Annotated in this window: 10 protein-coding genes, 1 tRNA gene and 1 pseudogene; 7 read left to right on the top strand and 5 right to left on the bottom strand. The window is 70.6% G+C overall.

Annotated elements, in window-relative coordinates:
- Positions 1-940 precede the first annotated feature (940 nt).
- A complete protein-coding gene (gene glnA, locus JWP64_RS03960; RefSeq protein ID WP_297492358.1) occupies positions 941-2,356 on the top strand; it encodes a type I glutamate--ammonia ligase in 1,416 nt (471 codons plus the stop codon).
- A 182-nt stretch (positions 2,357-2,538) separates the two neighbouring features.
- Here glnA and JWP64_RS03955 read toward each other — a convergent pair whose 3' ends face one another.
- Complete coding sequence (locus JWP64_RS03955; protein ID WP_297492356.1) at positions 2,539-3,153, bottom strand: hypothetical protein; 615 nt, start codon at positions 3,151-3,153, stop codon at positions 2,539-2,541.
- A 163-nt stretch (positions 3,154-3,316) separates the two neighbouring features.
- On the opposite strand from JWP64_RS03955, the gene JWP64_RS03950 reads away from it, so the two are divergent.
- Genes JWP64_RS03950 through JWP64_RS03930 form a run of 5 tightly spaced genes read left to right on the top strand, consistent with a single transcriptional unit; the run spans position 3,317 to position 6,895 of the window.
- Complete coding sequence (locus JWP64_RS03950; RefSeq protein WP_297492353.1) at positions 3,317-3,550, top strand: hypothetical protein; 234 nt, start codon at positions 3,317-3,319, stop codon at positions 3,548-3,550.
- Between the two features lie 10 nt (positions 3,551-3,560).
- Positions 3,561-5,300: a fumarate reductase (quinol) flavoprotein subunit gene (gene frdA / locus JWP64_RS03945; RefSeq protein ID WP_297492351.1), complete on the top strand. Its 1,740-nt coding sequence runs from the start codon at positions 3,561-3,563 to the stop codon at positions 5,298-5,300.
- 4 nt (positions 5,301-5,304) lie between these two features.
- Positions 5,305-6,081 (top strand): succinate dehydrogenase/fumarate reductase iron-sulfur subunit, encoded by a 777-nt coding sequence (locus tag JWP64_RS03940; RefSeq protein WP_297492349.1) that lies wholly within the window; start codon positions 5,305-5,307, stop codon positions 6,079-6,081.
- Positions 6,078-6,545 (top strand): hypothetical protein, encoded by a 468-nt coding sequence (locus JWP64_RS03935; protein WP_297492347.1) that lies wholly within the window; start codon positions 6,078-6,080, stop codon positions 6,543-6,545. The genes JWP64_RS03940 and JWP64_RS03935 overlap by 4 nt, the downstream gene beginning before the upstream one ends.
- Positions 6,542-6,895 carry a hypothetical protein gene (locus JWP64_RS03930; protein ID WP_297492345.1) on the top strand — a complete coding sequence of 118 codons (354 nt, stop codon included), beginning with the start codon at positions 6,542-6,544 and terminating at the stop codon, positions 6,893-6,895. Before JWP64_RS03935 ends, JWP64_RS03930 begins: the two co-directional genes overlap by 4 nt.
- Before the next feature lie 191 nt (positions 6,896-7,086).
- Here JWP64_RS03930 and JWP64_RS03925 read toward each other — a convergent pair.
- The 3 genes from JWP64_RS03925 to JWP64_RS03915 form a co-directional block, all read right to left on the bottom strand.
- Positions 7,087-7,160: transfer RNA gene (locus tag JWP64_RS03925), tRNA-Thr, on the bottom strand.
- 64 nt (positions 7,161-7,224) lie between these two features.
- Complete coding sequence (locus JWP64_RS03920) at positions 7,225-7,530, bottom strand: gamma-glutamyltransferase (RefSeq protein WP_297492360.1); 306 nt, start codon at positions 7,528-7,530, stop codon at positions 7,225-7,227.
- Positions 7,531-7,654: 124 nt separating this feature from the next.
- Positions 7,655-9,109, bottom strand: a complete 1,455-nt coding sequence (locus JWP64_RS03915; protein WP_297492343.1) for a glutamate synthase subunit beta — start codon at positions 9,107-9,109, stop codon at positions 7,655-7,657.
- A 924-nt stretch (positions 9,110-10,033) separates the two neighbouring features.
- On the opposite strand from JWP64_RS03915, the gene JWP64_RS03910 reads away from it, so the two are divergent.
- Positions 10,034-10,192, top strand: coding sequence for a hypothetical protein (locus JWP64_RS03910; protein ID WP_297492341.1), 159 nt, complete (start codon positions 10,034-10,036; stop codon positions 10,190-10,192).
- Positions 10,193-10,354: 162 nt separating this feature from the next.
- Here the strand turns inward: JWP64_RS03910 and JWP64_RS03905 are convergent.
- Positions 10,355-10,698: pseudogene (locus JWP64_RS03905) on the bottom strand (GTP 3',8-cyclase MoaA); the annotation flags it as partial.

Raw genomic sequence — 10,698 nt, 5'->3', positions numbered from 1 at the left:
CGCTCACATTCGCGCCCCGGGGCGCTGCGGATCGAGCAGGTCTGCCGCGATCGAATTGCCACCTACAAGCGGCCGCGCCCGGTGGATCTCCGCGCTCGAGGGTGTGGCCGAGGTGGCCGTGATCGGCACCTGTCACTACCGACGCCGCGGCCACCGCCCACCTCGGCCCGGCTCGACGCCGCCCTGTGGCTCGACCCGGCGTTTCCTGGAGAGCGTACCCTCGCCCGCACTCGGCTACCGGCGGGTGCTCGATCGCAAACGAACGTGCCGTGCGCCGTCGCAGCCTGATGCGCCGGCTCCGGCTGTCCGGCGCGCGCCTGTGGCACGCCGGCCCGAGCGGCTCGGCCGCCGCGGGCCGGGCGCGGGCGGGCGCCGCGGTGAGTGACGCCCTCGTCGCTCCCGCTCGAACGGACAGAGCCCGTCCAGCCCGCGACTCCCGCACAGCTCCGCCTCCGACGGACCAGCTGAGAGCTGCACTTCGGGAACTCCTCGCAGCCGTTCTCGAGCGGGCGTTCGGGATCGCGCTCGACACGGTCGAGCAGCTGTCCCAGGCGCTCGACGAGATCGCGGCTCGAGGGGCGTCCAGATCGGCGCTCTGTTCTGCGGAGTCCTCCTGAACCAGGACGTCGCGGGCGTGTCTCCCGATGTTTACCGCGCTCGGCCGTAGCGCCGGCACCGGCCACGGCGTAGGACTGACGCCGACGCAGCGACGGCAGCCTCCGGGAAGGACGAGCATGCGCGCCTGCGCGACACTGGCCACCAGCAGCGTCCTGCACGCGCTCGCAGCGGCACGGGCGGCAGCACCAGCTGCGCTCGATCGGGTGCGATTGATCTTCGGCGCCCGCGACACCGCACCTCGTTCCGGGTGCCCGGGGGGAAGCCCTGCTCAGGTCTGCCGTCCTCGGCGTCGTGATGGTCCGGCCGCGACAAGGAGATGGTCATGCCTGACACGCCTCAAGACGTCCTCGCGCTCGCGCAGGAGCAGGCCGCCCGGATCGTGGACCTCCGGTTCTGCGACCTCCCCGGGCTGATGCAGCATTTCTCCATTCCCGTCGAGGAGCTCACGGAGGAAGCGTTCGAGTCGGGCTACGGCTTCGACGGCTCGTCGATCCGGGGGTTCCAGGCGATCCACGAGTCCGACATGCTCCTGATGCCGGACCCGCGGACGGCGGTGATGGATCCGTTCCGCGAGGTGCCCACCATGCAGATCCACTGCTTCGTCACCGACCCCTTGACGGGGGAGAACTACTCTCGGGATCCGCGCTACGTCGCCAGGAAGGCGGAGGCCCATCTGAAGGAGACCGGAATCGCGGACGTCTCCTACTGGGGTCCCGAGCTGGAGTTCTATATCTTCGACGGGGCGCGCTTCGACCAGAACCAGCACGAGGGCTACTACCACATCGAGTCTGTCGAGGGCGTCTGGGCGTCCGGAGAACCGGGGAGCCGCGGCTACCGTCCTCGGTACAAGGAGGGGTACTTCCCGGTTCCCCCCATGGACCAGCACCAGGACCTGCGCAGCGAGATGGCCCTGACCCTCATGGATCTGGGCATCCCGATCGAGGTCCAGCACCACGAGGTGGGCACGGCCGGCCAGGCCGAGATGGACATGCGGTTCTCCTCCCTGCTGTCCATGGCGGACAACGTCATGAACTACAAGTACGTGGTCAAGAACGTCGCCTGGAGGGCGGGCAAGACAGCGACCTTCATGCCCAAGCCGGTCTTCGCCGACAACGGCTCGGGCATGCACGTCCACCAGTCGCTGTGGAGGAACGGGCAGAACATCTTCTACGACGAGGCGGGGTACGCGGGTTTGAGCGACGTGGGCCGGTACTACATCGGCGGGCTCCTTGCGCACTCGCCTGCGCTGTTGGCGTTCTGCGCACCGACCACCAACTCCTACCGCCGCCTGGTGCCCGGCTTCGAGGCGCCGATCAACCTCGTCTACTCGCAGCGCAATCGCTCGGCCTGCGTGCGCATCCCGATGTACGTCCAGAGCGCGAAGGCGAAGCGACTCGAATACCGCTGTCCCGACCCGACCGCGAACCCCTACCTCGCCTTCACTGCGATGCTGCAGGCGGGCCTCGACGGGATCCGGAACAAGATCGAGCCGCCGGATCCGATCGACCGGGACCTCTACGAGCTCGAGCCCGAGGAGGCGGCGGACGTCAAGCAGGTGCCGGGGTCACTGGAGGCCGTCCTGGACGCCCTGGAGGCAGATCACGACTTCCTGCTCGAGGGCGGCGTCTTCACCGACGACCTGATCGAGACCTGGCTCGACTACAAGCGCAGCAAGGAGCTGGACCAGATCCGCCTGCGCCCGCATCCCTGGGAGTTCATGCTCTACTACGACCTGTGAGATCAACTTGTGCACTGTCCTGCGCATCGTCTAGTTGATCATCTCCTGAGTCCGGAGATCGAAGCATGGATCGCCGACCGGATCGAGGTCGCGGCCGAGTTGCTGGGGAAGCCACCAGAGGCCATTACCCCGGAGGATGTGCGGCGTTGCAGCCTGCTCTACGAGCGCCCGGACCCGTTCGATCAGCCGCCGCGGCTGCGAGTAGACCTGCGGTTCGTGCCGCGCCGGCCGGTGGTGGTCCGCCGCCGATGACGCGACGCAAGCGGTACGACGAGTTCGATGACGACGTGCGGCTGACCTCTTGTCGCTCTGCACCTGGCAGCGGATGTCGTCGACGATCTCCGGGTTGGCCAGGGTGGACACGTCGCCGACGTCGGGGTGCCCGACGTTGACGACGAGCAGGGCGCGGTGGCGAAGTTCGACGCGGCGGCGATGACCCGCCGCATGATCTTGCCCGAGCGGGTCTTGGGCATGCCCGGAACGATCCAGACGTGCTTGGGCCGGGCGATCTTGCCGATCTCGTGGTCGATCGCCTCCGCGACCCTGCGCTCGATCGCCGTGTCCGGCCGCTGACCCAGTTTGAGTGCGACGTACATCTCGGCCACCCGGCCGCGCACCTCGTCGATCACCGCGACGGCGGTCGCCTCGGCGACCTCCGCGACGATCAGGCTGGCCGACTCCAGCTCCTTGGTGCCCAGCCGGTGCCCGGCGACGTTGATCACGTCGTCCACCCGGCCGAGGATCCGGAAGTAGCCGTCGGCGGCCTGCAGCGCGCCGTCCCCGGCTGAGCTGCGCAATGCCCGGACCCGGCAGCTCCCTCGGCGCCGGTCGACTCGGGGCTTGACTCGGCTGCCGAGCTGTGCCATCAAGGATGGCAGGCATCACAGCCGAGGTCGATGCCCCCACACCGACGACTCCCGCCGATGAGGCATTCGGCCCCGCGCCTCGAGGAGGTGGGCCGTGATCGGAACGAAGACGCCCTTCACGAACGAGAAGGCTCCGTGTGGGAGGTGGGTGAACGGCAGCCGCTATTTCGAGGACGACGGCTCCGGCATCCGGTGTGACGACGTCACCTACGACTGTGGCTGCCGCTCGATCGAGCACCAGTTCCACGACGGGAGCTGCCGCACCAGGGTCACCCGGCACGACGGCCGGGTGCTGCTGAACGAGCTGTCCGCCGAACACGCCGAATGAGCCGGGCGGGATGGCGGACCACGACGTAGTGGTGGTGGGTGGCGGCGGCGCCGGGCTGCGCGCCGCCATCGCGATCGTGCAGGCGAACCCGCTGCTGAACGTGGCGGTCGTCTCCAAGGTCTACCCGATGCGCAGCCACACGGTCTCGGCGGAGGGCGGCGCCGCGGCGGTCATCGCGACCGACGACAGCCTGGACGAGCACGCTTACGACACGGTGTCCGGCAGCGACTGGCTGTGCGACCAGGACGCCGTCGAGGCTTTCGTGCAGGAGGCACCGCACGAGCTGCTGCAGCTGGAGCACTGGGGCTGCCCGTGGAGCCGGCAGCCCGACGGCGAGGTCGCGGTCCGCGCGTTCGGCGGTATGAAGAAGATGCGCACGTGGTTCGCCGCCGACAAGACCGGCTTCCACCTGCTGCACACCCTGTTCCAGACCTCGCTGAAGTACGACCGGATCACCCGCTATGACGAGTGGTACGCCACGACGCTGCTGGTCGACGACAACCAGGTGCACGGTGCGGTCGGCATCGAGCTGGCCACCGGCCGGATCGAGGCCATCACGGGGCGGGCGGTCGTCCTGTGCACGGGCGGGTGCGGGCGGGTGTTCCCGTTCACCACGAACGGCAACATCAAGACCGGGGACGGCATGGCACTGGCCTATCGCGCGGGCGCCCCGCTGAAGGACATGGAGTTCGTCCAGTACCACCCGACCGGCCTGCCGTTCACCGGCATCCTGATCACCGAGGCGGCCCGGGCGGAGGGCGGGTGGCTGCTGAACAAGGACGGCTACCGCTACCTGCAGGACTATGACCTCGGCACGCCCTCGCCCACCCCGGTGATGCGCAGCATGGAGCTCGGTCCCCGGGATCGGCTGTCCCAGGCGTTCGTCCACGAGCAGGAGAAGGGCCGCACCCTCGACTCCCCGTACGGCCCGGTCGTGCACCTGGACCTGCGCCACCTCGGTGCGACAGTGATCGACAGCAAGCTGCCGTTCGTGCGGGAGTTGTGCCTGCAGTACGAGCGGATCGACCCGGTGCACGAGCTGATTCCGGTGCGGCCGGTGCAGCACTACATGATGGGCGGCGTCCACACCGACATCGACGGCGCCACCGGGCTCCCCGGCCTGTACGCGGCAGGCGAGGTCGCCTGCGTGAGCATCAACGGGGCCAACCGGTTGGGCTCGAACTCGCTCCCGGAGCTGCTGGTGTTCGGCCGCCGCGCGGGGATCGCGGCCGCCGAGTTCGCCTCCGCGCACGACGCGGCCCCTGGGCCGGCCGTGCAGGCCCAGATCGCGGACGAGCGGCGCCGCCTGGAACGGGACCTGCTCGCCCGGCGGGCCGGCCGGGAGCGGATCGCCGACGTCCGCACCGACATGCAGCACACCATGGAGGGCAGCGCCGGGATCTACCGGGACACCGAGTCGCTGGTCAGGGGCGCCGACCGGCTTCAGGACCTGCGCGACCGGTTCGTGCACGCAACGATCGAGGACGCCAGCCGCTCCTTCAACACGGAGCTGGTCGCGGCCCTCGAGCTGGGCTTCATGCTGGACGTGGCCGAGACGGTGGTGGCGTGCGCGCTGCGCCGCGAGGAGTCGCGGGGCGCGCACCAGCGCACCGATTTCCCGCGCCGGGACGACGCCCGGTTCCTGGCGCACTCGCTGGTCTCCCGCGACCCGGGCGGGGCGCCCCGCGTCGAGTATCTGCCGGTGACGATCACCCGATGGCCGCCGGGCGAACGGGTCTACGGGAGGTGAAGGCATGCCGGACACCGAGCGGAGCTTGCCGGAGCGAGCAGACAGCACCATCACGATGCAGGTCGCCCGCTACCGGCCGGACGCCGACTCCGCGCCCACGATGCAGGAGTACGTGGTCCCGATGCGCGAGGAGTGGGCGGTCCTCGACGGGCTGAACTACATCAAGGACTGGCTCGACGGGACGCTGTCGTTCCGCTGGTCGTGCCGGATGGGCATATGCGGCAGTTGCGGCATGACGGTCAACGGTGACCCGGCGCTGACCTGCGGCACGTTCCTCACCGACTACGCCCCGGGACCGGTGCGGGTCGAGCCGCTGGCGAACTTCCCGGTCATCCGCGACCTCGTCGTGGACATCGACGACTTCCTGCGCAAGCTGCCCGCGGTGCAGCCGTGGCTGGTGCGGGACGACGAGCAGGGGGTCGACGGCGTCGAGTTCCTGCAGACGCCCGCCGAGATGGACGAGTACAAGCAGTACAGCATGTGCATCAACTGCATGCTCTGCTACGCCGCGTGCCCGGTCTACGGCCTCGAACCGGACTTCCTCGGCCCGGCCGCGATCGCGCTCGCCCAGCGGTACAACCTCGACTCTCGGGACCAGGGCGCCCACCGGCGGATGGACGTGCTCGCCACCGCGGAAGGGGTCTGGGCCTGCACGTACGTGGGGGAGTGCACCACGGCGTGCCCGAAGGGCGTCGACCCGGCCGGGGCGATCCAGCGGTACAAGCTGACCGCGGCGACGCGGACGCTGCGATCCCTCCTGCTGCCCCGGGGGTCGCGATGAGTGAGCTGGCGAACGCGTCGCCGAACCGGCGCGAGGTCTCGACCCCGGGTGAGCGGGCGAGCGGACCGGCCCGGCCCCGGACGTACCGGCCGCGGATCTCCCGACTCTGGTGGGTGCACCGCCGCTCCTACCTGCTGTTCGCGTTGCGCGAGCTGTCCAGCCTGTTCGTCGCCTGGTTCGTCGTGTACCTCCTGCTGCTGGTCGCGGCGGTCCACGGCGGCAGCGGCTCCTACCACGCGTTCCTCGAGTGGGGCAGCAGCCCGTGGCTGCTCGTGGTCAACGTCGTGGCGCTGGCCTTCGTGGTGCTGCACGCGATCACCTGGTTCAACCTCGCCCCACAGGCGATGGTGATCCGGCTGCGGGGGCGACGGGTGCCATCCCGGATGGTCGCGGCGGGCCACTTCGCGGCGTGGGTGGTGGTCTCCGCGGTTGTCGCGTGGATCGTGTTGGGGGCCGGACCATGACGGCACGGCGCTCGTCCGCGGAGGCGGCGGCCTGGTTGCTGTTCGGCGCTGGCGGGGTGGTGTCCGCGCTGCTCGTCCCGGTGCTGCTGCTGCTCTTCGGCGTCGTGTTCCCCCTGGGGCTGCTGGCGCCGCCCGAGTACCCCCATCTGGCGGCGGTCCTCGGCCACCCGCTCACCCGGATCGTACTGTTCGGGTTGTGCGTGCTGGCGCTGCTGCACTGGGCGCACCGGTTCCGCTACACGCTCTCGGAGGGGTTGCAGCTCCCGCGGCTGCGGGCACCGATCACCCTGCTGTGCTACGCCGGGGCGCTCGCCGGATCGGTCTGGGCGGCCGTCGTGCTGTTCGGATGACCCATGACGGCGCGGGCCGTTCCCGGCACGCGTGACCGCACGGTCGACCTGCTGCGGGGCGTTCACCTTCTTCGTCGTGGTCCTCTGGCACTGGGCGCTGGCCGTCACCCACCGCCAGGGCGGCGGGTTCGTCATGGCGAACCCGAACAGTGTCGTGCCGCTGAGCCGGCTGGCCACCTGGCTGGTCCAGGAGCCGGAGGTCGGGATCGAACCGACCTACCGCTTACAAGGCGGTCGCTACCCGATAACCATGGCCTCTACCTGCGCCTGTGGTGGACGCGCCGACATCTACAGCCACTCGGCTGGGCCCCATGTGACCCCATCTCGTGTCACGACCAGATCACCCACAGGCGCCTGGCACCCACCGAAGACCGAGACCGGGCGGCGAAGACCGAGACCGGGCGGCCGGTGGCCCGCAGCGCCGCCACGTCGATCCCCGGCTCGGCATGCACCGCGCCCCGCTCGAGATGCAGCCGCGGGGCGTCTACGGCCCGTTGCGGTGACATGCGCCCGTCCACGACGTGCGCGATCACCTGCAGGAGCGCGCTTCGGATCCGGTTCGAGCCCGCCGACCCGACCACGAGCTCCGCGATCCCGTCCCGCCGCACCACGGTCGGGGCCGTCATCGACCGCAGCCGGTCCCCGACCGCATGGGTGAGGCTGCACGAGGAGAGGCCCTCCTCGGCCCGGGCGCGTGCGGCTTCGTGGCGGGCTTTGGTCGAGGTCCGGCGCCCGGTTCGCGGCGACCCGGACCGGCGGCTAGGCGATAGGGCCGTCGGTGGGCTCGATCGGGCGGGGGAGGACGTCTCGTCCGGTGAGATAGGCGTCGACGGCAGCCGCGGCGGCGCGGCCCTCCGCTATCGCCCACACGATGAGCGACTGACCGCGGCCCATGTCGCCGGCGACGAAGGTGCCCTCGACACCGGACATGAAGTTCTCGTCACGTGCGACGTTGCCGTGCTCGTCGAGCTGGACGCCCAGCTCGGCGAGAAGCCTGCTGTGCTCGGCGCCGAGGAACCCCAGAGCCAGCAGGGCGAGCTGCGTGGGGATCACCCGTGCCGTCGCGGCCGTCGGGTGGAACCGCTTGTGGTGGTCACGGAACCCCTCGGCGATCCTGATCGCCCGCAGCCTGCCGTCCGCGTCGCCGAGGAACTCGAGGGTGTCCGTGCTGAACAGGCGCGCGCCGCCCTCCTCGTGTGCGGGCGATGTCCGGTAGATCGCGGGGTATGTCGGCCACGGCATGTCCGCGGTGCGCTGCTCGGGCGGGTGAGGTCGGATGTCGACGAGCACGACCGACCGTGCCCGCTGGCGGTGGACGGTGCCCAGGCAGTCGGTTCCCGTGTCGCCCCCTCCGATGATGGCGACCTCCTTGCCCTCGGCGGTGATCGGCGAGACCTCCACGTCGCCTTCTTGCACCCGGTTGGCCCAGGTCAGGTACTCCATCGCCGGGTGGACGCCGTCGAGCGCGCGACCCGGTACGGACAGCTCCCGCCAGGCGGTGGCGCCGCAGGCCAGGACCACGGCGTCGGATCGGGATCGGAGCTGCTCGACGGAGGGGTCGACGCCGGCCTCCGCCGCGGCCCGGAAGGTCGTGCCCTCGGCGCGCATCTGCTCGAGGCGGCGGTCGAGCCGACGCTTCTGCATCTTGAACTCGGGGATCCCATAGCGCAGCAGTCCGCCGAACCGGTCCGCCCGCTCGTAGACGATCACATCGTGGCCGACCCGGGTGAGCTGCTGGGCGGCCGCGAGCCCGGCCGGGCCGGACCCGACGACGGCGACCGTACGGCCCGTCCGCGCCTTCGGCGGGAGCGCCGCCACCCACCCGTGCTCCCAGCCGTGGTCGATGATCTGCAGCTCGACCTGCTTGATCGTGACCGGGTCGTCGTTGATCGCCAGCACACACGACGCCTCGCAGGGTGCCGGGCACAGCACGCCCGTGAACTCCGGGAAGTTGTTCGTGGCGTGCAGCCGTTCGAGCGCCCGGCGCCACTCGGCACGCCGGACCAGGTCGTTCCACTCCGGGATCAAGTTGCCCAGCGGACAGGCCTCGTGGCAGAACGGGATGCCGCAGTCCATGCATCGACCCGCCTGCTCCCGCAGCCGGGCCGCCGGCATCGGCTCGTGGACCTCACGCCAGTCGCGCAACCGCAGGGGGACGGGTCGGCGCCGCGGGTTCTCGCGGGAGGTTCCGAGAAATCCCCAAGGGTCGCCCACGGCCGCTCTCCGATCGGCACCGACCGCCTCCGCGCCGGTCGGAACACGGTGCACCCCCCGGCGCCCCACGGCAAGGGCGCGGGGCGAGACGCAGCTGCACCGTTCAGCCGTCCGACACCCTCGCGACGCACCCTCGAGGTCTCTACGAGGCCGACTCCGGATCGGTGTCCTGGCTGAACCCGGTGGCCCACGGGCTTGCAGATTCGGCCTGCCTCGACTCTCGCACCGCCGACGCCGGATGCCCATCATGCGCAGCGGCCGGTTACGGCGCTGGCTACCGCCGTCCCGGGCCGTAACGGGTGATCTCGAAGCCCTCGCCGACGTCAGGTCAGAAGCTGCCGATCTGCGACCCGGGTGGGGCGGGCGGTCGATCTGGCCGAGTTCATCTCCATGTCGCGAGTATCGGTGTGTCCGCTGTTCGCAGCAGGTCATCGAGCGGGGGCCGCCCACTCAGGCGGCGTCCCGGCCTCGGCGTTCGGGTTTGCGCAGCGGACGCATGCCTGGCACCCGGGCCCAACACGGATCGGACGTCGTCCCGCACGTAGGCGGGGCGACGTCCGAGAACTCAAGATCGGGTTACCAGGCGTGAACGGGGCGCCGTGTTGGTGGTCTCGGCATCAGCAGACGATCATCGACTGCTGCGCAGACCCACGACGCTCAAGCCTCGTCGCGGCGTGCTCCGCGTGGGTGCCCGGTGCTTGAATCGGGGATCGCCGACCGGGAGGACGAATCTTCTCCTCTGGTCCGGCCTTGGCCTGCCGGTGTTCCCGTGGAACACGTTCTACTCCTCCCGCCCCCCGCCGACAAGGGCGCCGTGGTCCCCGACGCGGTCGTTGGGGTGCCTGACCGGTCTTTGCGGGCCGCCGGCGGCGAACTCGACAGCGAGACGGTGCCATCACCGCGGTCCCCGGGCTGGCCCGCCAGGTGCTCGCCGACCACGTCGACGCCGGCACCGGCCCCTGTAGGCATAGCGCGATCGGCGCCCAGGCCGGCCAGCACCGCTGGCCCCGCCGCGTCCACACCTACCCCGTGGCGCTGCTGCAGTGGCCGCTCATGCGACTCGACGCCACGCTGGCGTGCTGACGACCGGCTAACCGCCGCCGATACACGGCGTCGCCCGCGGTACGGCCTTCCCTGGCCGTGGCCGCGATGGCGGCTGAAAGGTGGCGACCCGCGCGCTGCCGGCCAAGATCGACTGGCCGGCGGCATCACAGTCCTGACCGGCGTCCGCACCACAGCCGGATATCAGCCGCCGAGGTAGGACATCTCCGGCTTCGGGAGGTCTACGGTGCTCAGGCCACGCAGTTCGGAGTAGCGGTCGTCCCGAGCGCCCCAGGCGGCGGCGATCGCAGCATGCAGCGCGTCGTCGTCGACCCCGCCCCGGAGCAGGCCGCGCAGGTCACGCCCGTGCGCGGCGAACAAGCAGGTGTAGAGCTCGCCGACCGCGGTGACCCTGGCCCGGGTGCAGGTGCTGCAGAACGGCGTGCTCACCGACGAGATCAGCCCGAACTCGCCACGTCCGTCGAGGAAGCGCCAGCGTTGGGCGACCTCGCCCGGGCGCGCCGCCGCCACGGGTTCGACCGGGTGCA

It is taken from the genome of Pseudonocardia sp. (assembly GCF_025465255.1).
In the GTDB taxonomy this organism is placed as follows: domain Bacteria; phylum Actinomycetota; class Actinomycetes; order Mycobacteriales; family Pseudonocardiaceae; genus Pseudonocardia.
The sequence above is the reverse complement of the archived record's forward strand: the minus strand, read 5'-3'. Positions and strand labels throughout refer to the sequence as shown.

What these genes read in the sequence shown, in the direction of transcription:
- glnA (WP_297492358.1), top strand. Translation starts at nt 941, where the DNA reads ATGCCTGACACGCCTCAAGACGTCCTCGCGCTCGCGCAGGAGCAGGCC.
- frdA (WP_297492351.1), top strand. Translation starts at nt 3,561, where the DNA reads ATGGCGGACCACGACGTAGTGGTGGTGGGTGGCGGCGGCGCCGGGCTG.
- JWP64_RS03940 (WP_297492349.1), top strand. Translation starts at nt 5,305, where the DNA reads ATGCCGGACACCGAGCGGAGCTTGCCGGAGCGAGCAGACAGCACCATC.
- JWP64_RS03935 (WP_297492347.1), top strand. Translation starts at nt 6,078, where the DNA reads ATGAGTGAGCTGGCGAACGCGTCGCCGAACCGGCGCGAGGTCTCGACC.
- JWP64_RS03930 (WP_297492345.1), top strand. Translation starts at nt 6,542, where the DNA reads ATGACGGCACGGCGCTCGTCCGCGGAGGCGGCGGCCTGGTTGCTGTTC.